This window comes from Mesorhizobium sp. M0615, from assembly GCF_040320805.1.
Classification (GTDB): domain Bacteria; phylum Pseudomonadota; class Alphaproteobacteria; order Rhizobiales; family Rhizobiaceae; genus Mesorhizobium.
Genome location: NZ_JAMYQI010000013.1, coordinates 89,379 through 114,110 on the forward strand (window position 1 = coordinate 89,379; position 24,732 = coordinate 114,110).

At 63.2% G+C, this 24,732-nt stretch carries 25 protein-coding genes and 1 pseudogene; 12 read left to right on the top strand and 14 right to left on the bottom strand.

Annotated features, from left to right (window positions below; all coding sequences use genetic code 11):
* Positions 1-17: 17 nt before the first annotated feature.
* Positions 18-617 carry a DUF1236 domain-containing protein gene (locus tag NKI46_RS23160; protein ID WP_023671709.1) on the bottom strand — a complete coding sequence of 200 codons (600 nt, stop codon included), beginning with the start codon at positions 615-617 and terminating at the stop codon, positions 18-20.
* Positions 618-679: 62 nt separating this feature from the next.
* The gene (locus NKI46_RS23165; protein ID WP_023730269.1) at positions 680-1,777 is read right to left on the bottom strand and encodes a zinc-binding metallopeptidase family protein; all 1,098 of its coding nucleotides are present in this window, start codon (positions 1,775-1,777) and stop codon (positions 680-682) included.
* A 294-nt stretch (positions 1,778-2,071) separates the two neighbouring features.
* Between NKI46_RS23165 and NKI46_RS23170 the strand changes: the two genes are divergently transcribed.
* Positions 2,072-2,869, top strand: a complete 798-nt coding sequence (locus NKI46_RS23170) for a lytic murein transglycosylase (protein WP_023694544.1) — start codon at positions 2,072-2,074, stop codon at positions 2,867-2,869.
* Positions 2,870-3,007: 138 nt separating this feature from the next.
* Here NKI46_RS23170 and NKI46_RS23175 read toward each other — a convergent pair whose 3' ends face one another.
* Positions 3,008-4,231 carry an argininosuccinate synthase gene (locus NKI46_RS23175; RefSeq protein WP_352748077.1) on the bottom strand — a complete coding sequence of 408 codons (1,224 nt, stop codon included), beginning with the start codon at positions 4,229-4,231 and terminating at the stop codon, positions 3,008-3,010.
* Positions 4,232-4,418: 187 nt separating this feature from the next.
* Here NKI46_RS23175 and NKI46_RS23180 point away from each other — a divergent pair, with 187 nt between their 5' ends.
* Positions 4,419-5,060 carry a LysE family translocator gene (locus NKI46_RS23180; protein ID WP_023694540.1) on the top strand — a complete coding sequence of 214 codons (642 nt, stop codon included), beginning with the start codon at positions 4,419-4,421 and terminating at the stop codon, positions 5,058-5,060.
* Here NKI46_RS23180 and NKI46_RS23185 read toward each other — a convergent pair.
* From NKI46_RS23185 to NKI46_RS23205, 5 genes are all read right to left on the bottom strand, one after another.
* Positions 5,032-5,499 carry a hypothetical protein gene (locus NKI46_RS23185; RefSeq protein ID WP_352748080.1) on the bottom strand — a complete coding sequence of 156 codons (468 nt, stop codon included), beginning with the start codon at positions 5,497-5,499 and terminating at the stop codon, positions 5,032-5,034. The genes NKI46_RS23180 and NKI46_RS23185 overlap by 29 nt on opposite strands.
* A complete protein-coding gene (rlmN, locus tag NKI46_RS23190) occupies positions 5,496-6,728 on the bottom strand; it encodes a dual-specificity RNA methyltransferase RlmN (protein WP_352748083.1) in 1,233 nt (410 codons plus the stop codon). Before rlmN ends, NKI46_RS23185 begins: the two co-directional genes overlap by 4 nt.
* A gap of 110 nt (positions 6,729-6,838) precedes the next feature.
* Positions 6,839-7,342 (bottom strand): invasion associated locus B family protein, encoded by a 504-nt coding sequence (locus NKI46_RS23195; protein ID WP_023671718.1) that lies wholly within the window; start codon positions 7,340-7,342, stop codon positions 6,839-6,841.
* Between the two features lie 314 nt (positions 7,343-7,656).
* Complete coding sequence (locus NKI46_RS23200) at positions 7,657-8,019, bottom strand: YkvA family protein (RefSeq protein ID WP_023671719.1); 363 nt, start codon at positions 8,017-8,019, stop codon at positions 7,657-7,659.
* 119 nt (positions 8,020-8,138) lie between these two features.
* Complete coding sequence (locus tag NKI46_RS23205; protein ID WP_023738023.1) at positions 8,139-8,435, bottom strand: 4a-hydroxytetrahydrobiopterin dehydratase; 297 nt, start codon at positions 8,433-8,435, stop codon at positions 8,139-8,141.
* 104 nt (positions 8,436-8,539) lie between these two features.
* Between NKI46_RS23205 and NKI46_RS23210 the strand changes: the two are divergent.
* Positions 8,540-9,066 (top strand): annotated as a pseudogene (locus NKI46_RS23210) (low molecular weight protein-tyrosine-phosphatase).
* Here the strand turns inward: NKI46_RS23210 and thpR are convergent.
* Together thpR and NKI46_RS23220 are read right to left on the bottom strand one after the other, a co-directional pair.
* On the bottom strand, positions 8,970-9,566 hold the full coding sequence (gene thpR / locus NKI46_RS23215; protein ID WP_023738021.1) for an RNA 2',3'-cyclic phosphodiesterase: 597 nt from the start codon (positions 9,564-9,566) through the stop codon (positions 8,970-8,972). The pseudogene NKI46_RS23210 and the gene thpR overlap by 97 nt on opposite strands.
* Before the next feature lie 270 nt (positions 9,567-9,836).
* Positions 9,837-10,499, bottom strand: coding sequence for an arylesterase (locus tag NKI46_RS23220; RefSeq protein WP_444849036.1), 663 nt, complete (start codon positions 10,497-10,499; stop codon positions 9,837-9,839).
* A gap of 86 nt (positions 10,500-10,585) precedes the next feature.
* On the opposite strand from NKI46_RS23220, the gene NKI46_RS23225 reads away from it, so the two are divergent.
* The 4 genes from NKI46_RS23225 to NKI46_RS23240 all read left to right on the top strand — a co-directional run bounded on the left by NKI46_RS23225 (position 10,586) and on the right by NKI46_RS23240 (position 15,524).
* A complete protein-coding gene (locus NKI46_RS23225; protein ID WP_023738019.1) occupies positions 10,586-11,287 on the top strand; it encodes an ABC transporter ATP-binding protein in 702 nt (233 codons plus the stop codon).
* Positions 11,287-13,836 carry an ABC transporter permease gene (locus tag NKI46_RS23230; RefSeq protein ID WP_352748087.1) on the top strand — a complete coding sequence of 850 codons (2,550 nt, stop codon included), beginning with the start codon at positions 11,287-11,289 and terminating at the stop codon, positions 13,834-13,836. Before NKI46_RS23225 ends, NKI46_RS23230 begins: the two co-directional genes overlap by 1 nt.
* Positions 13,837-14,075: 239 nt before the next feature.
* Positions 14,076-14,816 carry a Bax inhibitor-1/YccA family protein gene (locus NKI46_RS23235; protein WP_023671726.1) on the top strand — a complete coding sequence of 247 codons (741 nt, stop codon included), beginning with the start codon at positions 14,076-14,078 and terminating at the stop codon, positions 14,814-14,816.
* Positions 14,817-14,933: 117 nt separating this feature from the next.
* Positions 14,934-15,524, top strand: coding sequence for a GNAT family N-acetyltransferase (locus NKI46_RS23240; protein ID WP_023671727.1), 591 nt, complete (start codon positions 14,934-14,936; stop codon positions 15,522-15,524).
* A 110-nt stretch (positions 15,525-15,634) separates the two neighbouring features.
* On the opposite strand, the gene NKI46_RS23245 is transcribed toward NKI46_RS23240, so the two are convergent.
* The 3 genes from NKI46_RS23245 to acnA form a co-directional block, all read right to left on the bottom strand.
* Entirely contained in the window at positions 15,635-16,021 is a 387-nt protein-coding gene (locus tag NKI46_RS23245; RefSeq protein ID WP_023671728.1) for a DUF2794 domain-containing protein, read from the bottom strand.
* Between the two features lie 615 nt (positions 16,022-16,636).
* Positions 16,637-17,416 carry a DUF1223 domain-containing protein gene (locus tag NKI46_RS23250; protein WP_023683845.1) on the bottom strand — a complete coding sequence of 260 codons (780 nt, stop codon included), beginning with the start codon at positions 17,414-17,416 and terminating at the stop codon, positions 16,637-16,639.
* A gap of 378 nt (positions 17,417-17,794) precedes the next feature.
* Positions 17,795-20,485 carry an aconitate hydratase AcnA gene (gene acnA / locus NKI46_RS23255; protein WP_023715753.1) on the bottom strand — a complete coding sequence of 897 codons (2,691 nt, stop codon included), beginning with the start codon at positions 20,483-20,485 and terminating at the stop codon, positions 17,795-17,797.
* A 285-nt stretch (positions 20,486-20,770) separates the two neighbouring features.
* Here acnA and ccmA point away from each other — a divergent pair, with 285 nt between their 5' ends.
* From ccmA to NKI46_RS23275, 4 genes are all read left to right on the top strand, one after another.
* Positions 20,771-21,379, top strand: coding sequence for a heme ABC exporter ATP-binding protein CcmA (gene ccmA / locus NKI46_RS23260; RefSeq protein WP_023747386.1), 609 nt, complete (start codon positions 20,771-20,773; stop codon positions 21,377-21,379).
* 229 nt (positions 21,380-21,608) lie between these two features.
* Positions 21,609-22,274 (top strand): heme exporter protein CcmB, encoded by a 666-nt coding sequence (gene ccmB, locus NKI46_RS23265; protein ID WP_352748139.1) that lies wholly within the window; start codon positions 21,609-21,611, stop codon positions 22,272-22,274.
* A 122-nt stretch (positions 22,275-22,396) separates the two neighbouring features.
* The gene (gene ccmD / locus NKI46_RS23270) at positions 22,397-22,588 is read left to right on the top strand and encodes a heme exporter protein CcmD (RefSeq protein WP_023738014.1); all 192 of its coding nucleotides are present in this window, start codon (positions 22,397-22,399) and stop codon (positions 22,586-22,588) included.
* A complete protein-coding gene (locus NKI46_RS23275) occupies positions 22,585-23,166 on the top strand; it encodes a DsbE family thiol:disulfide interchange protein (protein WP_023726030.1) in 582 nt (193 codons plus the stop codon). The genes ccmD and NKI46_RS23275 overlap by 4 nt, the downstream gene beginning before the upstream one ends.
* Before the next feature lie 185 nt (positions 23,167-23,351).
* On the opposite strand, the gene NKI46_RS23280 is transcribed toward NKI46_RS23275, so the two are convergent.
* Entirely contained in the window at positions 23,352-23,519 is a 168-nt protein-coding gene (locus NKI46_RS23280; RefSeq protein ID WP_023671737.1) for a hypothetical protein, read from the bottom strand.
* 286 nt (positions 23,520-23,805) lie between these two features.
* Here NKI46_RS23280 and NKI46_RS23285 point away from each other — a divergent pair, with 286 nt between their 5' ends.
* Positions 23,806-24,726 (top strand): SMP-30/gluconolactonase/LRE family protein, encoded by a 921-nt coding sequence (locus NKI46_RS23285; RefSeq protein ID WP_023671738.1) that lies wholly within the window; start codon positions 23,806-23,808, stop codon positions 24,724-24,726.
* Positions 24,727-24,732 lie beyond the last annotated feature (6 nt).

The following is a 24,732-nucleotide window of genomic DNA, read 5'->3' on the forward strand; positions in this document are numbered from 1 at the left end:
ATTCTTTCCAGGCAAAATCAGCGCACGACGTACATGATGCGCCGTGTCTGCGGGTCGACCAGCGCCTGCTGGCCATTCACATAGACGTAGCGGTAGCGGTAGTCGGGGATTTCGCGCAGTTCGACCGTGTCGGGCAAGGTGGCACCGGTCACCACCTCGCCCTCGAGATAGACAGGATCGAGCCGGTGCGTGCTGACATAGGTGCCGACTTCCGCCGGTGGCCTGTCGATGGCGTCGACGGGGCCGTCGTCGGACAGAATCGCACCGGTATAGGTATCGGGATAATCATCCTGCGGCGGTGTAACCACGGTGATGGCGGCGTTGGCGGGGCGGCGTGTCAGAACGACCCGGTTGCCGCCGAAATCGGCCGTGACATAGTCGGAATAGACCCAGCCCTGGCCTCCGGCTTCGGCAATGGTGCACCATTTGCTGTTTTCGATGCAGCCATTGAGCGTCGCCGACTGGCCGGCGGCGAGCACGCCGATCACAGGATATTGCGGGCCGGGGCCGGCGCGCACATTAAGATCGGTGACGGCCGAGACGGCGGTATCGGCGAGTGCCGCACCCGACATCGCGACAAGCGCCCCGGCGACGGCCGGAAACAATATGCGTCTCATGGTTTCTCTCCCTTTCATGGTCCCTCGCGACACCAAACGAAACCAGAACGCATGCGTTCCGGCTAAAATACCGACGCCAGCTCACGATTTGTTCCGGTTTCTTTCGGCAAACCAGTCAAAAGCTCATGCACGAAGCTGAGTTTCTGCGCCGTCACGTCCGAAATGACGAAGGGATAAAGGTCGGGCAGGCCCATGCAGCGGTTGATCGAGTTGGAGGCTTCCGAGAGTACCAGCCAGCGGGCGAGAATCTTTTCGAACGGCTCGGGCACGGCGTCAGGTTCCGCGGGCGCCGCCTGCAACCGGCCGCCGGTGTCGCCTTGCGGCAGCACATTGGTCTCCATCGTCTCAAGCTGGCCGAGTGGAAAATTCAGCGCGTGCACCATCTCCAGCGTGTCGGTGATGTGGAGATGGTGCGCCCAGGTCTCGGCCCAGTCTTCCCATGGATGCGACGTCGCATAGGCGGAGATGTGGTTCTGCTGCCAGTCGGGCGCAGCGCCATTGGCGTAATAGGCCTTCAGCGCCTGCTCGTAGTCGGGGCGTTCGTCGCCGAACAGCGCCCGGAAGGCATCGAGCCGTTGCGGCTCGTCGCGGATCAGCCGGTCCCAGTAGTAATGGCCAAGCTCATGACGGAAATGACCGAGCAGCGTGCGGTAATTTTCGCCCATCTCGACGCGACGCCGCTCGCGCTCGGCCGAGTCCGCCTCGGCGACGTTGAGCGTGATCAGGCCGTTGTCGTGGCCGGTAAGGATGCGTTCGCCGCCGGGACCGCCGCCGATCGGATCGGCAATGAAGTCGAAGGCGAGGCCGATTTCGTCGCCGTGCTTGTGCTTGGGCGCGACCGGAAGGCCGAAGGCGAGCAGCGAATAGACGGCGCGCTTCTTGGCCGCCTCGACGCGAATCCAGCGGCGGCGGTTGCCGTCGACGGAGAGGTCGGGGATCAGCTGGTTCAGCACGCAGGCGCGGCAGTAGGTATGACCCGGTTCGGCCATCCAGTTGCAGGCGCATTCATCCGCATTGGTGCAGTGGAAGATGCCGTCGACGTCAGACAAGGCAAAGCGCGCATGCTCGGGATCGTAAAGCACGAGACTCCCGCAATTCAGGCACTGCGCATTCTCGAAGTAGAGGCGGTGGCCGCAATGCGGGCAGTCGAACAGTTTCATGTCGATCTCGATGCGTCAGGCGTTGGCGTATGGCGTCAGAGGGGGAATATGGTGCGGAGCGGCGCCTCGCCCAAACGCCCGCCACGGGCCGCCGTTCCATGCCCCCGTCACCTCTTTTTACCCGAGCAGCGAATTCGCCTGCCCGGCGCCCGGGCGTTTCGGCCACAATAAGCACTTGATCGTAAGCAAATTCCGCTGCATTGGCCAGGGTAGCGCCGGGGGTACGGTGACAATGGCGCGTTTCGCTGGCAAGTTCGCAACCGGGACGTGATTCAGGCAATCAGGAGAAAAAGCATGGCATTGCTTGCCAAGGGAAAGATTATTGCTGCCGCGGTGGTCGCGGTACTTGCGCTGGCGACGGGCGCGCAGGCGGCGGCCAGCTGCGGCAAGACCGGCGCGGGCTTCGAGGCGTGGAAGCAGGACTTTGCCGCGCAGGCCAGGTCCGAAGGTGTCGGCGGGAAGGGTCTGGCTGCTCTGGCCGGTGCCAGCTACGCGACAAAGACAATCTCCGTCGACCGCGCCATCCACAAGGCGTTCAGCGGTTCGGTGGACGCCTTCATGAAGCGTCGTGGCGGAGCTGCGATCATTTCCAGGGGCCGTGCGCTGAAGAAGTCGAATGCAGCGATGTTCGACAGGATCGAGAGCAATTACGGGGTGTCGCCGGGCGTGTTGCTGGCCATCTGGGGCATGGAAACCGGCTTCGGAGCCTCCCTGGGCAACCAGAACACGGTCTCCGCCATTCTGACGCTTGCCTATGATTGCCGTCGCCCGGGCTTCTTTTACCCGCATGCCATTGCGGCGCTGAAGCTGGTCGATCGCGGCGCGCTGAGCGCCTCGTCGGTCGGCGCTGCGCATGGCGAGATCGGCCATACGCAGTTCCTGCCCGGCAATGTCCTGAAGTACGGCGTCGGCAACGGAAATCTGCGCGACAAGGCAACGGCCTTGGCTTCGACGGCCAACTTCCTCAAGGCTCATGGCTGGCGGGCGGGTGCGAGCGCGAGTGCGAATATGGGCGCCATCGCCGGCTGGAATTCCGCCAGCGTCTACCAGCAGGCCATCGCCCAGATCGCCGACGCGATCGACGGCAGCTGAACGATAATCTTCATTCGACATGAAAGCCCGGCCAACGCCGGGCTTTTTTGTTGGTGCATGGCCATGCGAATAATCAAGAGCCCGGCGTTAGCCCCTCTTGGCAGTCTCCGCCGGGTTTTCCTGGAATAGTAGTTGGGCTCAACCCTTGCGGTTGCGCGCGGCCAGCGTCCTCAGCCGCAGCGCGTTGAGGCGGATGAAGCCGGCGGCGTCCTTCTGGTCGTAAGCGCCGCGGTCATCCTCGAAAGTGACCAGCGCGTCGGAATAGAGCGTCTTCTTCGACTTCCGGCCGGTGACCATGACATTGCCCTTGTAGAGTTTCAGGCGCACCGTGCCTTCGACGTCCTCCTGGCTCTTGTCGATCATCGCCTGCAGCATCAGCCGCTCGGGCGAGAACCAGAAGCCGTTGTAGATCAGCTCGGCGTAGCGCGGCATGAACTCGTCCTTGAGGTGGCCGGCGCCGCGGTCGAGCGTGATCGATTCGATGGCGCGGTGGGCGACGATCAGGATGGTGCCGCCGGGGGTCTCGTAGACGCCGCGCGATTTCATGCCGACGAAGCGGTTCTCGACCAGATCGAGCCGGCCGATGCCATTGTCGCGGCCAAGATCGTTAAGCGCCGTCAGCATCTCGGCCGGCGACAGTTTCTTGCCGTTCAGCGCGATCGGGTCGCCCTTCAAGAATTCGATTTCGATCTCGGTGACCGCGTCCGGCGCGTCCATCGGCGAGACTGTGCGCTGATGGACGAATTCCGGCGGCTCGTTCCACGGGTCTTCCAGCACCTTGCCCTCGGAGGACGAGTGCAGGAGGTTGGCGTCGACCGAGAAGGGTGCTTCGCCGCGCTTGTCCTTCGCTACCGGGATCTGGTGCTGCTCGGCGAAGTTGATCAGGTCGGTGCGCGACTTGAACGACCAGTCGCGCCACGGCGCGATGACCTTGATGTCGGGGTTCAGCGCATAGGCGGAAAGCTCGAAACGGACCTGGTCGTTGCCCTTGCCGGTGGCGCCATGCGCAATGGCATCGGCCCCGGTCTCCCTGGCGATCTCGACCAGGTGTTTGGAGATCAGCGGCCGGGCGATCGAGGTGCCGAGCAGGTAGGTGCCTTCATAGACGGCATTGGCGCGAAACATCGGGAAGACGAAGTCGGCGACGAATTCCTCGCGCACATCGACGACGCGGATATCCTTGATGCCCATCATCTCGGCCTTCTTGCGCGCCGGCTCCAACTCGCCACCCTGGCCGAGATCGGCGGTGAAGGTGACGACTTCGGCGCCGAGCTCGGTCTGCAGCCATTTCAGGATGATGGAGGTGTCGAGACCGCCGGAATAGGCGAGCACGACCTTCTTGACGTCTTTTGTCTTGGGCATTGCTGGGGACATTTTGGCGGTTCCGCGATGAGTTTCGCGGGCGAGGTATCACGGCATTTCCGGCCAGCGCAAGGGATGAACGGGCTCCGACCGCCGCAGCCGCTGGACCAGATGCCACGCCAGTCAGTTGCTGGCGTGAGCCGGGAGGCTGCGTTATAGACCGACGATCATTCGCCAGGGCCCACCGATGTCCTTCATTCCCGACACCACCACGCTGATCCAGTTCGCCATCGCCACCATGATCCTGGCGATCACGCCGGGGCCGGATATGACGCTGTTCGTCTCGCGCACACTGAGCCAGGGCCGCGCCGCCGGCTTTGCCTCGCTGGCGGGTGCTCTGTTCGGCACGCTGATCCACACAACTTTGGTGGCGGTCGGCATCTCGGCGCTGATCGTCGCCTCGCCAATGGCCTTCCTCGTGCTGAAAACGTTCGGCGCCGCCTATCTGGTGTTCCTGGCCTGGCAGGCAATCACCAAGGGCTCGGCGTTTTCACCGCAGAAGAAGAACGGGCCGCAGATTTCGCTGTTCCGCAGCTGGGCTGCCGGGCTTGGCGTCAATCTGCTCAACCCGAAGATCATCCTGTTCTTCATGACGTTTCTGCCGCAGTTCGTCTCCGCTCACGATCCGAACGCGCCGGGAAAACTGTTCTTCCTCGGCCTCATGTTCATCGTGCTGTCGGTCCCGGTGACAGCGCCGATGGTGTTTGCTGCGGAAAGGTTTTCGGCGGCGATGAAGGCCAGCCCGCGGGTGACGCGGGTGGTAGACTATCTCTTTGCCGGTGTGTTTTCGGCCTTCGCGCTCAAGATCCTGACAGCTCAGGCGAAGTAGCGGCCTGCCACCAGCTTCCGGCCCAGCGGCCGGCGCTTAGCCAGTAGAAGATGCCGCCGACCATGCCGCAGCCGATCACCGCGGCGATGGCGTGCGGTTTGGTGACGTCGACATCCACGTTCTGATGGACGAAGCCGAGGAAGGCCGCGGCCACGACGCCGCCCGCGAGTGCATAGAACAGCCAGTCGCGGCGGCTGAGGACCTCGGAGATCAGGATTGCGACCACCGCCGGTATGAAAGCGAAATAGGCGACAAGCAGCGCCACGAACGGAATCGAAAAATAGAGCGCCGTGGCCATCATCGGGTGCGCATCGTCCGGCTTATAACCGACGGAAGCCAGGAACAGCACGTTGAGAAAGGCGCTCGCCGCCAATGAGGCGACGACATAGCCGAACAGGATGACGGTGAAGCGGACGAGGTAGGCGAAGAGGCGGCTCACGCCTCGCCATGCCCCGCAATCATCATGGCTTCCAGCGCCAGGCGGTCGACCTTGCGCATGCGTTCGGAGTCGGATTTGAGCTGGCCGCAGGCGGCCAGGATGTCGCGGCCGCGCGGCGTGCGGATCGGCGAGGCATAGCCGGCATTGTTGATGTAGTCGGCAAACTTCTCGATCGTCTCCCAGTCCGAGCACTGATAGTTGGTGCCCGGCCACGGGTTGAACGGGATCAGATTGATCTTGGCTGGAATGCCTTTGAGCAGCTTGATCAGCCCCTTGGCGTCCTCGATGGAATCGTTGACGTCCTTCAGCATCACATATTCGAAGGTGATGCGCTTGGCGTTGGACAGGCCGGGATAGGCGCGGCAGGCCTCGATCAGTTCCTTCAGCGGATACTTCTTGTTGATCGGCACAAGCAGGTCGCGCAGATCGTCATTGGTGGCGTGCAGCGAGATCGCCAGCATGACCCCTATCTCCTCGCCGGTGCGGAAGATCTCGGGCACCACGCCGGAGGTCGAGAGCGTAATGCGGCGCTTCGACAGCGACAGTCCGTCGCCGTCGGAGGCAATCAGCAGCGCCTTCTTCACCGCCTCGAAATTGTAGAGCGGCTCGCCCATGCCCATCATGACGACGTTGGAGACTTTTCTGCCCTCGGCAGGGACGATGGCGCCGTCGGGTGTGTCGCGGTCGGGGAAATCGCCGAGCCGGTCGCGGGCGGTGAGCAATTGCGCCAGGATCTCTTCCGCCGTCAAATTGCGCACCAGCTTCTGCGTGCCGGTGTGGCAGAACGAACAGGTCAGCGTGCAGCCGACCTGCGAGGAGATGCAGAGCGTGCCGCGGCCTTCTTCGGGGATGTAGACGGTCTCGATCTCGACCGGACGGCCGGCGCCGCGCGGCGGAAAGCGGAACAGCCACTTGCGCGTGCCGTCGGAGGAAATCTGCTCCTCGACGATTTCGGGCCGGGCGACGGTAAAATGCTTGTCGAGTTCGGCGCGCAGATCCTTGGAGATGTTGAACATGCCGGCAAAATCGGAGACGCCGCGCACATACATCCAGTGCCAGAGCTGCTGGGCGCGCATTTTCGCCTGGCGCTCGGGCACGATGCCGGCACTGACAATGGCTTCACCGAGCTCGGCCCGGGTCAGGCCGATCAGCGACGGCTTCTCGGGCGTGGCGCGAGCGCGCAACGCGTCGGGTGCGCCCTCAGTGGTGAGATCGAAGGAAAGGGTCATATCAGCGCCAATATAAGCGAATTGCGGCCGATTTCATCCATCGTGCCGAAAAGAAGCGCGGCGCATAGCACAGGTTGCGGCGAGAGTCATGCGGCGGGAACCGCGCTAGCCTACTTGCACTTGGCGATCGACGTCAGCGCGGCCGAGATGCCTTTCAGCGAAAACACATAGGTCGTCGGATTGCCGCGGCCAGACTTCGCCGAGACCTTCATGTCGGTGCCGGTCTTCATGGCGGCGATCAGCACCGGCTCTTCGGCGGCGTTCTCGACCCAGGCCGACTTGCCGCGGGTGAACATCGAGAACGTCTTCTTGTCGATGGTGACGGTGGCCTTGGAGCCTTCCTGGAATGTGTAGCCGGCGATGAATTGCGGCTCGTAGGACACTTGCTGGCCCGGCCGCTGGCTGACGAAGAAGAACATGTCGCCGTGATCGAGCGTCGGCGGCTGCTTGTCGGTCGGCACGGTGAGCACATAGCAGACCTTGCCGCCCTGCGCCTGGTAGCTGTAGGTGCCCCAGGCATTGTGCTGGCCGATCTTGGTCGCCTGCTGCGCCAGCGCCGGCGCGGCAAAAGCCACCAGGACCAGGCTCGAGACTAGTGCAATCAATCCGCGCATCGCTTTTCCCGTATTCCAAATGGTGCGGGGCAGGCCGGCTTGGCGTCCTGCCCGTCGCTTCATTTTGATTTAATCTGGGTTACCAAACGGTGAATTTCCCTCGGAAAAGGACATTCACCCATGGAAACCACCGCCATTTCCGCGCCGCTTCTTGAAAAAACGGCTTTCGCAATGTCCCTGCGGCGACTTGGAGGCCACGAAAGCGGCAAGAGTTTGACTTTTCCAACGGCCGCAGCGGAACCCGAAGCCCAGCCGCTATCGTCCTGTTTGAGCGGAGGATTTCTTCTGAACCAAGTTGCCAACGCGACGCCGATTCAGCTCTTGTCGGCGATCGCCTCCTTGGCGGCCTTGCGGTGCGCAGGGGTGATATGGGCGCTTACCGTGGAGATCGCGGCGGTCAGCACGGCGATGTCGTCGGTGAAGCCGAGGCCGAAGACGAAATCGGGTATGACGTCGACCGGCAGCACGAAATAGCCAAGCGCTGCCAGCAATATGCCCTTGGCACGCAAAGGCGTCTTCCTGTCGAGCGCGCAATAATAGCCGGCGACGACCTCTTCCATGAACGGAATCTGCCGGGCGGCCTTCTTGGCCGTGCGCCAGAATTTGGCGCGCACTTCACTCTCGTCGCCGAGCTTGCTGCCGAAGCCGAAGAAATCAAAACCGGGCTGCTGCGCCATCAATCCTCTCCTTGCCGGCCGTCGCGCTACGCGTTGCGCGCGGCCGCCACGGAAAATGTGGTGAAAGTCCCGGTCCACTGCAAGAGGATGGCGCCGATTTGGCGTTGCCGCCCCAGCGTTCAGCCGCCAGCATACCCATTCATCTTCTTGGCCAGCGCGATGTCGAGCGCAGTGACACCACCGGCATCATGGGTGTTGAGCGTCACGTCGACAGTCTTGTAGACGTTCGACCAGTCGGGATGATGGTCCATCTTCTCGGCGGCCAGCGCGACGCGGGTCATGAAGGCGAAGGCTTCGGAAAAATTCTTGAAGTCGAAGCTGCGCTTGATGGAGGCGCCATCGGCTGCCTGCGACCAGCCGGCCAGTTCGGCCAGTGCGCCGGCGATGGCGTCCTTGCTGAGTTTCTCTCTCGTCATGATGATTTCCCGTGCTATCCCAGATATCGACCCTCACCATAATGCAAGTCGCCCAAAAGTCCTTTGCGTTTTGGGCTTCCAAATGCACGAACGGCGCATATCGAATGAGCGTAAAGCCGATAAATTCCATACTCTTCGTCTGCCTCGGCAACATCTGCCGCTCACCCCTGGCCGAAGGCGTGTTCGCGCCGTGCTGGCGGAACGCGGCCGCGACATGGTGCTGGACGACATCGTGCTGGACTCTGCGGCGACCGGCGGCTGGAACCTCGGCGAAGCGCCCGACCCGCGCTCGATCGCGATTGCGGCCCGCCACGGCCTCGACATATCAGGGCAGCGGGCACGCAAGGTCAGGCCGGGGGATTTTTCGCGCTTCGACCTGATCCTCGGCATGGATCGGCAAAATGTCCGCGACCTCAAGGCGTTGGCGCCGGCCGGTGCCCGCGAACGTATTCATCTCTTGGCAGAGTTTGCGCAGGGCAAAACCCGCGACGTGCCGGATCCCTATTATAACGGGGCCGAAGCGTTCGCTTCGGTCTACCGCATGATCCGCGAAGCGTCGGAGGCGCTGGCGACGAGATTGGTGGCGCGGGCGTCGACGCCGGAGAGCGGCCACGCCTCCTCGACAATGTAGGGACCGCCGCCGACCGAATCGCGCGACGACATCAGCACGAAGCGGCCGACGCGAAACGGCAGCGTCGAAAAATTGCCGCGCGCCGACAGGTACTGCGCGACGTCGAGCGGGCTCGAATTGCGCAAGCGTGCCAGCGTAACATGCGGGGTGAACTTGCGCGGGTCGGCAAGCAAGCCGAGCCGCTGGCAGATGCGGTCGATTTCGCTCTGCAGCGCCGAAAGGTCGGGCGAGGCGAAGACGCCGGCCCAGACGGCGTGCGGCTTCTTCTGGCCGAAAGCGCCAACTCCGGACAGGGTGAGCGAGAAGGATGGGCGGTGCACCCGGTCGAGCGCGTTGGCGATTTCGTCGGCGATATGGCCTTCGACGTCGCCGATGAAGCGCAGCGTCAGATGGTAGTTTTCGACATCGATCCAGCGGGCTCCGGGCAGGCCGCCCCTGAGCAGGGACAGCGAAAGAGCGGCGTCACGGGGTATTTCGAGGGCGGTGAAAAGACGCGGCATGGTGAGCCTCCCTTCCTCGAATCGAACTGTGCCCCTAGCGAATCATCGATAGTCAAACGGGGCAAGTGGTTTGTTGGTTGCAGGCATTTTTACGAACAGGCGACCCGGGCCCTCTGCAGCCCGGTCTTTTGTTTCAAAGTTCGCGCGAGGCGAACAGCGTCCTCTCTCTTGATGATAATGGCCATATGACCCTCCTTTTGGAGGCTATATGTCCTTTTTGGCCACACCGGTCAAAATGATCGCCGCGTGTTATTCTCGTCACGCCGGCGTTCAACCGCCACCCTGAACTGCCGCAATCGCGTTCTCCACGGCGGGCAGGATGCGCTTGACCATCGCTGCGACGCCCTTCGGATTGGGATGCAGGCCATCCTCCAACTGCAGGCCGGACTGCCCGGCGACGCCATCGAGAAAAAACGGATAGAGCGGCACATCGTATTTCGCGGCAAGCTTTGGATAGATCGCATCGAAGGCGTTCTGGTAGTCGGCGCCGAGATTGGGAGCGGCGCGCATGCCGGCCAAAAGCACCGCGATCTTGCGCGCTTTCAGCTTCGCCAGCATGTCGTCCAGGTTCTTTTCCGTAATGCTGGGCGAGACGCCGCGCAGCATGTCGTTGGCGCCGAGTTCGAGGATAACCAGCCTTGTCCCATCCGGTACCGACCAGTCAAGCCGTGCCAAGCCGCCGCTCGAGGTGTCGCCTGAAACGCCGGCGTTGGCTACGGTGACGTCATGGCCTTTGGCCCGCAGCGCAGCTTGCAATTTGTCGGTAAAGCCATCGCCAGGCCCGAGGCCGAAACCGGCCATCAGGCTGTCGCCGAACCCGACGATGGTGAACGTCTCGGCGCGTACCGACGAAATGGCGCCGCAAAGGGTGACGAAAAAGACGAGCCCTGCGGCATTCAAGCGTTTGAAAGATATCTTCCGTTTGAAAGACATGTGGCAGGCCCCATATACCCGAGGAATTCTTCCGGCGACGGCTTCCGGCAAGCAGAGCCTTCATCCTGATATAGGACGCTTTAATTGTGACAGAAGCCGTCATCGCGCTGAAAGACATATCCCTGACCCTGGGCCAAGGGGCTTCGTCTGTGCATGTGCTGAAAGGCGTCAGCCTTGACGTGACGCGCGGCGAGGCGACCGGCATTGTCGGCCCTTCGGGTTCCGGCAAGTCGACCTTGCTGATGGTGCTGGCCGGGCTGGAGCGGGTCGATTCGGGCACGGTGCGCATTGCCGGCGAATTGCTGAACGGCCAAAGCGAGGACCAGATCGCCTCGTTTCGGGGCCGAAACATAGGCATCGTCTTTCAGTCCTTCCATCTCATTCCCAACATGACGGCGCTCGAAAATGTCGCAGTGCCGCTGGAACTGGCCGGCCATGCCGATCCGTTCGGCGTCGCCGCGCGCGAGCTGGCAGCGGTGGGCTTGAGCGACCGCGTCACCCACTATCCGGGCGAGCTGTCCGGCGGCGAACAGCAGCGCGTGGCGATCGCCCGCGCGCTGGCGCCGTCGCCGCGCATTCTCATCGCCGACGAGCCGACCGGCAATCTCGACCAGGCGACGGGGCGGCAGGTTGCCGACCTTTTGTTCGCCAAGGCGGCCGAGCGCGGCATGACCTTGGTGCTGGTCACGCACGATCCGGCCCTTGCGGCGCGCTGCTCGCGCCAGGTGTCGATGCGCTCCGGCCGCATCGAGGATGCGCCGGTAGCGCAGGTCAAGGTGCCGGCCTGATGCCACTGTCGCAGACGCTGAAGCTCGCGTTCCGCTTTTCGCTGCGCGAGATGCGCGGCGGACTGTCCGGCTTCATGATCTTCCTTGCCTGCATCGCGCTCGGCGTCGCTGCAATCGGCGGGGTCAATTCGGTGGCGCAGGCGATCACCGCAGGCGTTGCCGACCAGGGCCAGACGCTGCTTGGCGGCGACTTGCGCTTCCAGCTCAACCAGCGCGATGCGACGCCAGCCGAAAGCACCTTCCTCGACCGCCTCGGCACTGTGTCGCACAGCGCCAATATGCGCTCGATGGCGCGGCTGGAAGACGGCTCCGACCAGGCGCTGGTCGAGGCCAAGGCCGTCGACGACGCCTATACGCTCTATGGCGCGATCGAGACCGCGCCGCAGCTTGGCAGAAAGGATTTGTTCGACGAGAAATCAGGCGTCTTTGGCGCCGCCGCGCCCGACCTGTTGTTCGACCGGCTGAATGTGAAGATCGGTGACCGGCTGAAGGTCGGCAGCGCGACATTCGAATTGCGGGCCAGGCTGGTGAGCGAACCGGATGCGGTGTCGGACGGTTTCGGCTTCGCGCCGCGGCTGATGGTCTCGACCGCGGGGCTTGCCGCGTCCGGCCTGATCCAGCCGGGCAGCCTGGTCGAGAATGCCTACAAGGTTCGGCTGCCGGCCGGCGCCAGCGAGGCCGATCTCAAGACCATCCAGGACCGGGCGGCGAGCGATTTCCCTGAAGCCGGCTGGTCGATCCGCACGCGTTCCAATGCGGCGCCGGCGCTGTCGGCCAACGTCGAGCGCTTCTCGCAATTCCTGACGCTGGTCGGGCTGACGGCGCTGGTGGTCGGCGGCGTCGGCGTTGCCAATGCGGTGCGCGCCTACCTCGACGGCAAGCGCGGCGTCATCGCCACCTTCAAGAGCCTTGGCGCCTCGGGCGGCTTCGTCTTCACCGTCTATCTCGTGCAAATCCTGATAATCGCCGGCCTCGGCATCGCGCTTGGCCTCATCCTCGGCGCCGCCATGCCGTTTGCAGCCAGCGCTGCGCTCCAGTCGTTCATTCCGGTGCCGGCTGAAGGCGGCTTCTATCCCGGTGCGCTGGCTCTTGCCGCGCTGTTCGGGCTGCTGGTGACGCTTGCCTTCGCGCTGTTGCCGCTCGGCCGCGCCCGCGATGTGCCGGCGACCGCGCTGTTTCGCGAAATGGGTTTTGAGGGCCGCGGCTTTCCACGCCTGCCCTATCTTGCCACGGCGGTCGGCATCGCGCTCGCTTTGGCGGCGCTCGCCATCCTGTTTTCCGGCGACCGGCGCATCGCCTTGATCTTCGTCGGCGCGACGATCTTTGCCTTTCTGGTGTTGCGCCTGGTCGGTGCGCTGGTGCAGTGGGTGGCGCGCAAAAGCCCGCGTGTGCGCTCGGTCGCGCTCAGGCTCGCCATCGGCAATATCCACCGGCCCGGCGCGCTGACGCCGTCCGTCGTGCTGTCGCTGGGCCTCGGGCTGACGCTTTTGGTGACGCTGGCGCTGATCGACGGCAATCTCAGGCAGCAGATCTCCGGCAGTCTGCCGGAACGGGCGCCGAATTTCTTCTTCGTCGACATCCAGAATAGCGAGGTCGATGCCTTCTCGACATTGATCGGCAATGAGGCGCCGAAGGGAACGCTGGTCAAGGTGCCGATGCTGCGCGGCCGGGTGATGGCGCTGAACGGCGTTAGTGTCGACAAGGCCGATGTGCCATCGGAAGGCGCCTGGGTGCTGCGCGGCGATCGCGGCCTGACCTACGACGCCAAACAGCCGGCCAATGCGACACTGACCGAAGGCATCTGGTGGCCGGAGAATTACAGCGGCGAACCGCTGGTTTCGTTCTCCAACGATGAAGGCAAGGCGCTCGGCCTGAAGCTTGGCGATACCGTCACCGTCAATGTGCTCGGACGCAATGTGACGGCCAGGATCGCCAATTTCCGAGAGGTGCAATGGGAGACGATGGGCATCAACTTCGTCATGGTGTTCTCGCCCAACACTTTTGCCGGCGCCCCGCATGGCTGGCTGGCGACGCTGACCGAAAAGGATGCCACGGCAGCAGAGGATGCCCGCCTGCTCAACGCCGTCACCCGCGCCTTCCCGGCGGTGACGACAGTTCGGGTCAAGGACGCGCTCGATGTCGTCAACCGGCTGGTCGGCCAGCTCGGCACGGCGATCCGGGCGGCGGCCGGCGTGGCGCTGATCGCTTCGGTGCTGGTGCTGGCCGGCGCGCTCGCCGCGGGAAATCGCGCCCGCATCCACGATGCCGTGGTGCTGAAGACGCTGGGCGCCACGAGGCGCACGCTGATCGCGGCGTTTTCGCTGGAATATATGCTGATCGGCCTGGCCACCGCGGTGTTTGCGTTGGCTGCCGGCGGCATCGCCGCCTGGTACATCGTTGCCCGCATCATGACGTTGCCGTCGCATTTCATGCCGGAGGTGGCAGTGGCGACCTTGGTGTTTGCGCTGGTGATCACGGTCGGCATCGGCCTTGCCGGCACCTGGCGGGTGCTCGGGCACAAGGCGGCGCCGGTGCTGCGCAACCTCTAGGCCCAAAACGGCAAGGTTGGCCGAATCTGCCGTTTCCGATTAAATCTTGGTAATGTGCAGTCATGGAAGCCCAAGAAAACCGGCTTCCTGCGATTCACCAAGCGTTGCAGCCTGTTACGGTCTTGTTCTTGACGTCAAGAACCATCATATTTCGCCACAGGCATGCTGGAGCCCCGCCAGCGGCGCCCAGGTCCGAAAGGGCCTGACACCGTACGGGGCAGAAGCAACAGAGGATTCCAATGGCTGAGCCCATTCGCAACTACCAGACTTCGGCCGTGCCGGGCGCGCGCGCCGACATCGACCAAGGCCTGCGCACTTACATGCTCAAGGTCTACAATTTGATGGGGCTTGGCCTCCTCATCACCGGCGTCGCCGCCTGGGGCGCTTTCCAGCTCGCCGTCACCGGCGACGGACAGCTGACCGCTTTCGGCACGCTGATCTATGCCAGCGCCTTCCGCTGGGTGGTCATCCTGGCTCCGCTCGCCGCCGTCTTCTTCCTGTCGTTCAGGATCCAGTCGATGAGCGTGGCCGCGGCGCAAACCACCTTCTGGGTCTATTCGGGCCTGGTCGGCCTGTCGCTGTCGACCATCTTCCTGGTCTACACCGGCGCCTCGATCACTCAGACCTTCTTTGCCACGGCGGCCGCCTTCGGCGCGCTGTCGCTCTACGGCTACACGACCAAGCGCGACCTTTCGGCGTTCGGCTCGTTCCTGGTCATGGGCGTGGTCGGCCTGGTGATCGCCATGCTGATCAACATCTTCCTGCAATCGTCGGCGCTCGGCTTCGCCATCTCGGCGATCGGCGTGCTGATCTTCGCCGGGCTCACCGCCTATGACACGCAGACCATCAAGGAAATGTACTACGAAGGCGATCAGGCCGACGTTGCCGGCCGCAAGGCGATCATGGGCGCGTTGAGGCTATATCTCGACTTCATCAACCTGTTCATGTTCCTGCTGCAGTTCATGGGCGATCGCCGCTAGGCGGTCTTCCCATCAGGCAACTGGACCAGCTGATATCAAGAGGGCGGCCAACGGCCGCCCTTTTCTTTTGTGCCGGCCTTTGCTGTCATGGAGGCAGATGAATCGTCTGCATAAATCATGAGCACTATTTCCATCCGCGCGGCCTTGGAAGGCGACCTCGGCCGAATCACCGAGATCTACGGCGATGCCGTGACGCATGGCACCGCGAGCTATGAGCTGGAGCCGCCCAGCCGCACTGAGATGGGTGGGCGCTTCGACAGCCTGACGGCGGGGGGCTTTCCCTATCTGGTGGCGGAACGAGATGGCGCGCTGCTCGGCTACGCCTATGCCGGCGCGTTCCGGCCGCGCCCGGCCTACCGCTTCATCGTAGAGGATTCCGTCTATGTCGCGCCTGATGCGAAGGGCCAGGGCGTCGGGCTGCTGCTGATGCAGGCGCTGATTGAAGCCTGCCGTATGGCGGGCTTTCGCCAGATCGTCGCGGTGATCGGCGACGGCCATGCAGACAGCGCCTCGGTGCGGCTGCATGAAAAGCTCGGCTTTCGCCATTCCGGTCGCCTGGAAGGCTCCGGCTACAAGCATGGGCGCTGGCTTGACACGGTGTTCATGCAGCTGTCGCTGAATGGCGGCGTAACGGTTCCGCCCGATCCGCATTCGCTGCCGGAGCGGAAGTTTCGTGAGAGCCTGAGGAGGGGAATTGAGGAGAACTGAAGAGAACTGAAGAATTGAGGATCTGAATAGCTGAGAACAAACCCGGCGGTATTTCGACCGTTACATCCTCTTTTTTCAATTCTTCAGCTCTTCAATTCCCCAATTTTCAATTAGGCCTGGACAATCTTCAGCTTAGCATCGAAGACGTTGAGCACGCGACCGAGTTCCTGGCCGCGCTTGAGGATTCGGCCGTCGGCGGCGATGACGGCGAAGGCGCCTTGCCGGCGTGCCAGTTTCGGATCCTTGACGATCTGGAACAGCGGCACTTCGCTGGCCCGGCGGAAGACTGAAAACACAGCCCGATCAGACAGATGATCGATGGCATAGTCGCGCCATTCGTTGGCGGCGACCATGCGTCCGTACAGCCTCAGGATCTCGTCGAGTTCACGCCGGTCGAAACGGACCGGCTGGTCGAGGCGTTCGCGTCGCGCCTCGTGCAGCGGGATCAATATTGCGGATGCGTCCCCATCCTCCGTCCCACCGCTGCGATCGGTCATCCCGCGATCCCTTTGAAAATGAATCTCGCTTGCAGAAGTTGGCGTGTTCGCCGTGGAATTGCAAGGCCCGGCCAACCATCCCGGGACCGCGCTGTTTTCGCAACGTCCAGTCACTTTTATAAAACGCGGTGTTTGAATTGGTGATGCCTCGCCACATTTCCGCCTTTTTTTATCCGCGCTCATGCCCCAATGTCCGACGAATTTACCGGCGTTGCCTGAGACGGTTCGGTCCGGCACCGGCTCGTAAACCCCAAGCCCCCCGCCCACGGGTCTGCGTCGGATCGAACCAACCTCGGACTTTCCTCAGGGAGAGACCGGGTGCGACGATCCCAAAGCCTAAATGACCGACGTCAGAAGCAAGCTGACGTCGGTTTTTTTGTTGGGCGGCGCCAGACACTTGTCGTCGTGATCCTTCACACCCCCCTCTGTCCTGCCGGACATCTCCCCGCAAGGGTGGAGATCAGATTTCGCGTTTGCTTTGCTTTCGCCAATCTCAAACGTGGGACAGGATGGCGGATGTGGCGAAGCTGCCAATCTCCCTCCTTGCGGGGGAGATGGCCGGCAGGCCAGAGGGGGGTGCTGTCCCGCCGATATCAAAAGATATGGACCAGCCTCTTAAGGCTTGTGAATAAACGCCGCGCCCAGAATAGGCCCCGGCAGGCCGTCCTTGCCGACCGATTGCAGCAGCACGGCGCAGCCGCCTTTCTTGGCGATCTCGGTCATCGGCAATTCGTAGCGCTGCGCCTTGCCGTGCCACATGCCGGCGGTCTGGATGCCGGTGACGGCGTTCCAGTAGGTCATGCTGCGGCCGGTGTTCTCGCCCTTGGCGATGGTCACCGTCTGCGGTGGTTCGAAATAGACGATGACGACATGGGCGTCGCTGGGGCCGCTACCGGCGTCGCCGGCATCGATCATGACGCGATCGCTGGTGCGGCTGACCTTGACGCTGACCCGCATGCCTTCACCGGATTTCTCCATGCGGGCAAGCGCGCCGTCGACCTCCTTGCGGCTGGCACCGTTGACATGGCTGCGACCATTGATGACGGCTTGCGGCGTGTAGACGGAGCGGGTGCCGAAGGCGCGCATATAGTCATATTGCCGGTCGGTATTGTCCTTGCTGCTCAGCGTGTCCTGCCAGCCGAGATAGTCCCAGTAATTGACGTGGTAGGCGAGCGCGACGACGTTGTCCTTGGCCGCCAGCTCGGCAAAGAAAGCGTCCGCCGGCGGGCAGGAATTGCAGCCCTGGCTGGTGAACAGCTCGACCACGCCCAAGGGCCTGTCAATCTGCGGTTTGTCGGTCTGGGTCGTTCCCGATTCCTCGGCGAACCCGGTCCCGGCAAGCGCCGAGAAGGCCAGCGCAAAAGCCGCAAGCCGGAGAGGGTGTCGAGGTGCCATGATCGTTCCGATTCCCGCCGGTGACGCCGGCCTTGTTCTGGTTGCCCAGATTTGTGGCAGAAGCGACAGTCAACGGGAAGTCACGTTGCGGTGAAATTTTTGCTGCCGCAACCATGGGCATGGCCATCACAGGGGGAGCACTTCACCGCCCGGTTCGATCGGGAGCATGGCATCAGGAGCGTGGGGCAGATCTTGCTGAGCCCAGCCGGTTTTTACTCCTGTCGTACAGGGCGGGGCTTCGATCGGGTCGGGCAATGCTTTGGAAAGACTGGGAGTAGGGAGTAGGGAGTAGGGAGTAGGGAGTAGGGAGTAGGGAGTAGGGAGTAGGGGATGTCGTTCCCCGCTACCGCCCAATCCCTACTGCCTAAGCCCTGGCCGCTACGCGGCCAGATCGCGCAGCACGTATTGCAAAATGCCGCCATTCTTGAAGTAGTCGAGTTCGTCCAGCGTATCGATGCGGCAGATGATCGGCACGTTCTTCACGGTGCCGTCGCCATAGGTCACCTTGGCGATCATCGTCTGGCGTGGCTTGATGGTGCTTATGCCGTCGATCTCGACCAGCTCGTCACCCTTGAGGTTGAGCGAGGCCCATGAGGTGCCTTCCTCGAAGACGAAGGGGATGACGCCCATGCCGACTAGGTTGGAGCGATGGATGCGCTCGAAGGACTGGGCGATGACGGCACGGACACCGAGGAGATTCGTTCCTTTAGCTGCCCAGTCGCGCGAGGAGCCGTTGCCGTATTCGACGCCGGCGAAGATGACCAGCGGCACGCCTTCCTTTTTGTACCTCATCGCCGCGTCGTAGATCGATTCCTCTTCCTTCGACGGGTAGTGGATGGTGTAGCCGCCCTCGCGGCCGTTCTCGCCCAGCATATGGTTGCGGATGCGGATGTTGGCGAAGGTGCCGCGCATCATCACCTCATGGTTGCCGCGCCTTGTGCCGTACTGGTTGAAGTCGGCAACGCCGACGCCATGGTCGGTGAGGTATTTGCCGGCCGGGGAAGCGGCCTTGATCGAACCCGCCGGTGAGATGTGATCGGTGGTGATCTTGTCGCCGAACAGGCCGAGCACGCGCGCGCCCTTGATGTCGCCGATCTTGCCGAAACCGGAGGTCATGCCGGCGAAATAGGGCGGGTTCTGCACATAGGTCGAGTTGTCGTCCCAGGCATAGGTCTGGCCTTCCGGCGCCTTGACGTTCTGCCAGTATTCGTCGCCCTTGAAGACGTCGGCATATTTGCGGGCGAACAGCTCACGTGTGACGTTCTTCTCGATGAACTCCTGGATCTCGGCCGAACTCGGCCAGATATCCCTGAGATAGACCGGCTTGCCGTCGCGGCCTTCGCCGAGTGGCTCGGTGGTCAGGTCCTTGGTGACGGTGCCGGCCAAAGCATGGGCTACCACCAGCGGCGGCGACGCCAGATAGTTCGCCTGCACGTCAGGCGAAACGCGGCCTTCGAAATTGCGGTTGCCGGAGAGCACCGCGGCGGCGATCAGGCCCTTATCGTTGATGGTCTTGGAGATCGGCGCTGGCAACGGGCCCGAATTGCCGATGCAGGTGGTGCAGCCGAAACCAACCAGGTTGAAGCCGATCTGGTCGAGCTCCTTCTGCAGGCCGGACTTTTCCAGATATTCGGCGACCACCTGGCTGCCCGGCGCCAGCGAGGTCTTCACCCACGGCTTCTGCTTGAGGCCGAGCCGGTTGGCGTTGCGCGCCAAGAGGCCGGCGCCGATCAGCACGCTCGGGTTGGAGGTGTTGGTGCAGGACGTGATGGCGGCAATGACGACATCGCCATGGCCGAGATCATGGTCGGTGCCTTCGACGGCATAGCGCTTGTGGATTTCGGCAGCCTTCTTGTACTCGGTCTCCATTGCCTTGGCGAAGCCGGCCGGAATGCCTTCGAGCGGAACGCGGCCTTCGGGACGCTTGGGACCTGCCATCGACGGCACGACGCTGTCGAGCTCGAGTTCGAGCAGGTCAGTGAAGACAGGGTCGGCCGAGCCGGCGTCACGCCACATGCCTTGCGCCTTGGAATAGGCCTCGACCAGGGCGATGCGGCTTTCCTCGCGGCCCGACATTGTGAGGTAGCGGATGGTCTCGCCGTCGACCGGGAAGAAGCCGCAGGTGGCGCCATATTCGGGCGCCATGTTGCCGATGGTGGCGCGGTCGGCCAGCGTCATGTTGGACAGGCCCGGGCCGAAGAACTCGACGAACTTGCCGACGACGCCCTTCTTGCGCAGCATCTGGGTGACGGTCAGTACGAGGTCGGTGGCGGTGATGCCCTCCCTGAGCTTGCCGGTAAGGCGGAAGCCGATGACTTCGGGCAACAGCATGGAAACCGGCTGGCCGAGCATCGCCGCCTCGGCCTCGATACCGCCGACGCCCCAGCCGAGGACGCCAAGGCCGTTGATCATAGTGGTGTGCGAATCGGTGCCGACGCAGGTGTCGGGATAGGCGGTCGTTTCGCCGTCTTCCGTGTTGGTCCAGACGACCTGACCGAGATATTCGAGGTTGACCTGATGGCAGATGCCGGTCCCGGGCGGCACGACGCGAAAATTGCGGAACGCCTGCTGGCCCCATTTCAGGAATTTATAGCGCTCTTCGTTGCGCTCATATTCGAGCTCGACATTCCTGGCAAAGGCCAGTGGCGTGCCGAATTCGTCGACGATGACGGAGTGGTCGATGACGAGGTCGACCGGCACCAGCGGATTGATCTTCTGCGGATCCCCGCCGAGCGCCTTGAGGCCGTCGCGCATGGCGGCAAGGTCGACCACCGCCGGGACGCCGGTGAAATCCTGCATCAGGACACGCGCCGGGCGATAGGCGATCTCGACGCCGGCGGTGCCCTTGTCGGTCAGCCAGCCGGCCACAGCCTGGATAGAGTCCTTGGTGACGGAGCGGCCGTCTTCATTGCGCAAAAGGTTTTCCAGCAGCACCTTCATCGAATAAGGCAGCTGGGCAATGCCGGTGAGGCCGTTCCTCTCGGCCTCGACCAGATTGTAATAGACATAGTCCGCGCCACCCACGGTGAGGGTGCGGCGGCAATTGAAACTGTCGAGGGATTTTGACACGTGCGGTCCGTCCTTGTCTGTTCAGCCTGAAAGGGAACGGACGCCGATGGGCATGCAATCACGCGCAAAGGTGCGGGTACGGCCATTTCCGCTGTCCGTTCCCAGCCAACCCGAGCCGTTCAAGGCGGCGCGTGCGCTGGTTCGGCGCAAATTCTGTTCCCGTGCCGACCGCTGGCACGGATGTCCCGCATATAGAGAATTTTCTGGAATAGTTCTAGACAGTTGCGGAGCAAATTTGTGCGATGCGGCAGCTATCGCGCGGTAAAGTTTTCGGGACGGGCAGGCATGCGGCTGATTGCCGAAAATCTGGGCGGCGAACGCGGCGGCGAGACGGTCTTTTCCGGCATCGGTTTTGCGCTCGACAAGGGCCAGGTGCTGGTCGTCACCGGGCCGAACGGTTCGGGCAAATCGACGCTGCTCAGGGTCATCGCCGGGCTGCTGCCGAAGGCGCAAGGCGACGTGCGCATCGAGGGCGGCGGCGAGACGTTTCCGACGATCGCTTCGGCGGTCCACTATCTCGGCCACCTCAATGCAATGAAGACGGCGCTCAGCGTGGCGGAGAATCTGCGCTTCTGGCGCGATTTCAACGGCGATGGGCAGTCGGGTGTGGGGGAGGCGCTGGAGACGGTTGGTCTCGGCGGCATCGGCCATCTGCCTTTCGGATATTTGTCGACCGGGCAAAGGCGGCGGGCGGCGATTGCGAAATTGCTGGTCAGTCATAAGCCGCTGTGGCTGCTGGATGAGCCGACGGCTGGGCTGGACAAGGCTTCGGAGGCGCGGTTTGCGGGGCTGATGACGAGGCATTGCGCGGAGGGCGGGATTATTGTCGCGGCGACGCACCTGCCGCTGGGATTGGATGGAGCACAGGCATTGAGGATGGGAGCAACAGGGTGATGCCGGCATTCCCGCCCACCCCCCTCTGCCCTGCCGGGCATCTCCCCCGCAGGGGGGGAGATCAGATGTCATGCCGGCTTTCGCCAATCACCGGCATTGAAAAAGAGGCGTCAGCAGTGGAGCTGCCAATCTCCCCCCTTGCGGGGGAGATGTCCGGGAGGACAGAGGGGGGTGTGAAGGAACGCCACCTTCGGCAAGATGGCGATCAAACCGCAGGCGCGGCTTGGCAATGCTAGCCCTCTTCCTGCGCGACATCCGCCTCTCCGTCCGCGCCGGCGGCGGAGCGCTCACCGGCGTCATCTTCTTCCTCGCCGTCATCGCCACCATCCCCTTCGGTGTCGGACCGGACCTGAAGCTGCTGGGCCGCATCGGTCCGGCGATCCTTTGGATCGGCGCTCTGCTCGCCTGCCTGCTCGGCCTCGACCGGCTGTTTCAGGCCGATCGCGAAGACGGTTCGCTCGATCTTCTGGTGCTGGGCAATGACCGCCACATGCTGGCGTTGACGGTGCTGGTGAAGTGCCTGGCGCATTGGGCGGGCAGCGTTCTGCCGCTGGTGGTTGCGGCACCTCTGCTGAGCCTGTTCATGAACATGGAGCCGCTCAGCATCGGCGCCACCGCGCTGACGCTGCTGGTCGGCACGCCGGCGATCACTTTCATCGGCGCGGTCGGGGCGGCGGTGGCGGTGGCGCTGCCACGTGGCGGGCTGCTGATCTCGGTGCTGGTGCTGCCGCTGACCATCCCGGTGCTGATCTTCGGGGTGTCGGCGAGCTACGGCGCGGTGGCCGACCCTGATCCGTTCCTGCTGCCCTTCCTCATTCTTGCCGCGCTGACGCTGTTTCTTGCCGTGCTGGGTCCGGTGGCGGCGGCGCTGGCGCTGCGGCATGGAACGGATTGATATGACCGCTCCGGCGCGACGATCAATTGCGAAGCCCCAGCGGCAAAGCTAAGAAGGCCGCAAAGCTATGGGAAGGCCATGATCGAGCACGACGAAGTGACGGTGGAAGGGGAGCGAAGCGCATGAGTGCACACGCACTCTATGTCGCGGCCGCCTATGGCATCACGGCGATCGTGCTGGCCGGGCTGATCGGCTGGATCCTGCTCGACCAGCGGACCCGCAAGCGCGAACTGGCAGACCTCGAAGCGGCCGGCGTGCGGCGTCGCTCGGACAAAGCCGGTACTGGGGCCAGCACTGGGGCCAGCAAGCCATGAGCACGGAAAGCGAAACGCCGGCGTCGCCGCGCCGCCGCCTGATCGTGCTGTTGCCGCTGCTGGTTTTTCTCGGCCTCGCCGGATTGTTCCTGTCGCAGCTTTTGTCGGGACGCGATGAGGCGGCAGTGCCGTCGGCGCTGATCGGCCTGCCGGCGCCGCAGACCAACCTGCCGGCGCTGGAAGGGTCAAACCTGCCCGGGCTGGATTCGAAAGCCTTCGCCGGCAAGGTAACGCTGGTCAACGTCTTTGCATCGTGGTGCGCGCCGTGCCGGGAAGAGCATCCGGTGCTCTTGGCGCTGTCGCAGGACAAGCGCTTCGTCATGGCCGCGCTAAACTACAAGGACCAAGCGCAAAACGCGCGCCGGTTCCTTGGTGATCTCGGCAATCCATTCCAGGCGATAGGTGTCGACGAGGCTGGCCGCACGGCCATCGACTGGGGCGTCTACGGCGTGCCGGAAACGTTCGTCATCGGCAAGGACGGCAAGATTGCCTACAAGCATGTCGGGCCGCTGACAGGGGAGTCGGCGAGGGATGTTCTGTTGCCGCAGATTGAAAAGGCGCTCGCGGCACCGGGCTGACGTTGGCGCCATGCCCCCTCATCGGGCCGCTACGCGCCCCCTCCTCCCCGTGGGGGAGAAGAGGGAAGCATCGGCACAGGCTAGCTCCTCTCCCTGGGGGGAGAGGTCGGATTGCCCGAATTGCTCATGCAATTCGGTTTGGCAATCCGGGTGAGGGGGCGGTGCCCCGCTGAGGTCTGAAATGCTCAGCCGTAGATCTGCCTGTGGACCTGGTAGAGCATTTCCGAGCGGTCGGCGCGCAGGTCGGCCAGATCGCGGCTCGTCAGGTTTTCGATTTCCGCGACGAGGCGGTTGTAGTGGCGGCGCTTGGCCATCGAGGTGCGCGCGCGGGAGAAGAGGTTGTCAAAAGCCATAGCAAGGGTCCTTTCGTGCCGCATATCAGCGGTGAATTTGTTCCTCCCTTGGTCGTTCGCACCATGACATAGGAATGGTGCGGTGCAAAAAGAAGATGTTGCAATGCACCATTGCACAGGGCGCATAGCGGGTTAATACAGCGCTACAGCACCATAAACGGCCGGACAGGCTGGCGGGCCATGCCGGCCGGGCACCTTTTGTCTTACAAATTGCGCCTGCGCCACCTTGCCATCGCGCCCGCAGGCTGGCTTGATCCGCGCGTCACGTGATGCCCGGAGGAAATGCATGGCGACCGCAGACTATTACGAAATTCTCGATCCGCGTTTCGCGCGGCTGTTCAACGGCAACGCCCAGGTGGAAAAGCTGTTTACCGGATGTCAGTGGGCGGAAGGGCCGGCCTGGTTCGCCGCCGGCCGCTATGTCGTCTGGTCCGACATCCCCAACAACCGCATGCTGCGCTATGACGAGACCGACGGCAATGTCAGCGTCTTCCGTCAGCCCTCCGGCAATTCCAACGGCAACACCGTCGACCGCCAGGGCCGACTGGTGACGTGCGAGCATTCCGGCCGCCGCGTCAGCCGCACCGAGCATGACGGTTCCGTCACCACCATCGCGGCCGAATGGAAGGGCAAGCGGCTGAATTCGCCCAATGACGCGGTCGTGAAATCCGACGGCTCGATCTGGTTCACCGATCCGAGCTACGGCATCGACACCGACTATGAGGGCGACAAGGCCGAAAGCGAGATCGGCGCTTGCAATGTCTACCGGGTCGATCCGGATACGGGCGAGGTCGAGGCCGTCATCACCGACATGGTCCGGCCGAACGGGCTTGCCTTTTCACTGGATGAAAGCCAGCTCTATGTCGTCGACACCGGCCGCACCCATGGCGCGCAGAACCCCGCGCATATGCGAGTCTTCAACGTCGGCAAGCACGGCAAGAAGGTCTCGGGCGGGAAGGTGTTCGCTGACTGCACGGCCGGCCTGTTCGACGGCTTCCGGCTCGACGAGGCCGGCCGCATCTGGACCAGTGCCGCCGACGGCATCCATTGCTACGATCCCGACGGCACGCTGATCGGCAAGGTCAAGGTGCCGGAAGTGACCGCCAATTGCGTGTTCGGCGGCAACAAGCTGAACTGCCTCTACATCGCCGGCACCACGTCGCTCTACATGGTGCGGCTGATGGTGAACGGGGCGAAGACGTATTGAGGCTGC

Coding starts and splice junctions, on each gene's coding strand:
- NKI46_RS23160 (WP_023671709.1), bottom strand. CDS start 617: ATGAGACGCATATTGTTTCCGGCCGTCGCCGGGGCGCTTGTCGCGATG.
- NKI46_RS23165 (WP_023730269.1), bottom strand. CDS start 1,777: ATGAAACTGTTCGACTGCCCGCATTGCGGCCACCGCCTCTACTTCGAG.
- NKI46_RS23170 (WP_023694544.1), top strand. CDS start 2,072: ATGGCATTGCTTGCCAAGGGAAAGATTATTGCTGCCGCGGTGGTCGCG.
- NKI46_RS23175 (WP_352748077.1), bottom strand. CDS start 4,231: ATGCCCAAGACAAAAGACGTCAAGAAGGTCGTGCTCGCCTATTCCGGC.
- NKI46_RS23180 (WP_023694540.1), top strand. CDS start 4,419: ATGTCCTTCATTCCCGACACCACCACGCTGATCCAGTTCGCCATCGCC.
- rlmN (WP_352748083.1), bottom strand. CDS start 6,728: ATGACCCTTTCCTTCGATCTCACCACTGAGGGCGCACCCGACGCGTTG.
- NKI46_RS23195 (WP_023671718.1), bottom strand. CDS start 7,342: ATGCGCGGATTGATTGCACTAGTCTCGAGCCTGGTCCTGGTGGCTTTT.
- NKI46_RS23200 (WP_023671719.1), bottom strand. CDS start 8,019: ATGGCGCAGCAGCCCGGTTTTGATTTCTTCGGCTTCGGCAGCAAGCTC.
- NKI46_RS23205 (WP_023738023.1), bottom strand. CDS start 8,435: ATGACGAGAGAGAAACTCAGCAAGGACGCCATCGCCGGCGCACTGGCC.
- thpR (WP_023738021.1), bottom strand. CDS start 9,566: ATGCCGCGTCTTTTCACCGCCCTCGAAATACCCCGTGACGCCGCTCTT.
- NKI46_RS23220 (WP_444849036.1), bottom strand. CDS start 10,499: ATGTCTTTCAAACGGAAGATATCTTTCAAACGCTTGAATGCCGCAGGG.
- NKI46_RS23230 (WP_352748087.1), top strand. CDS start 11,287: ATGCCACTGTCGCAGACGCTGAAGCTCGCGTTCCGCTTTTCGCTGCGC.
- NKI46_RS23235 (WP_023671726.1), top strand. CDS start 14,076: ATGGCTGAGCCCATTCGCAACTACCAGACTTCGGCCGTGCCGGGCGCG.
- NKI46_RS23240 (WP_023671727.1), top strand. CDS start 14,934: ATGAGCACTATTTCCATCCGCGCGGCCTTGGAAGGCGACCTCGGCCGA.
- NKI46_RS23245 (WP_023671728.1), bottom strand. CDS start 16,021: ATGACCGATCGCAGCGGTGGGACGGAGGATGGGGACGCATCCGCAATA.
- NKI46_RS23250 (WP_023683845.1), bottom strand. CDS start 17,416: ATGGCACCTCGACACCCTCTCCGGCTTGCGGCTTTTGCGCTGGCCTTC.
- ccmA (WP_023747386.1), top strand. CDS start 20,771: ATGCGGCTGATTGCCGAAAATCTGGGCGGCGAACGCGGCGGCGAGACG.
- ccmB (WP_352748139.1), top strand. CDS start 21,609: ATGCTAGCCCTCTTCCTGCGCGACATCCGCCTCTCCGTCCGCGCCGGC.
- ccmD (WP_023738014.1), top strand. CDS start 22,397: ATGAGTGCACACGCACTCTATGTCGCGGCCGCCTATGGCATCACGGCG.
- NKI46_RS23275 (WP_023726030.1), top strand. CDS start 22,585: ATGAGCACGGAAAGCGAAACGCCGGCGTCGCCGCGCCGCCGCCTGATC.
- NKI46_RS23280 (WP_023671737.1), bottom strand. CDS start 23,519: ATGGCTTTTGACAACCTCTTCTCCCGCGCGCGCACCTCGATGGCCAAG.
- NKI46_RS23285 (WP_023671738.1), top strand. CDS start 23,806: ATGGCGACCGCAGACTATTACGAAATTCTCGATCCGCGTTTCGCGCGG.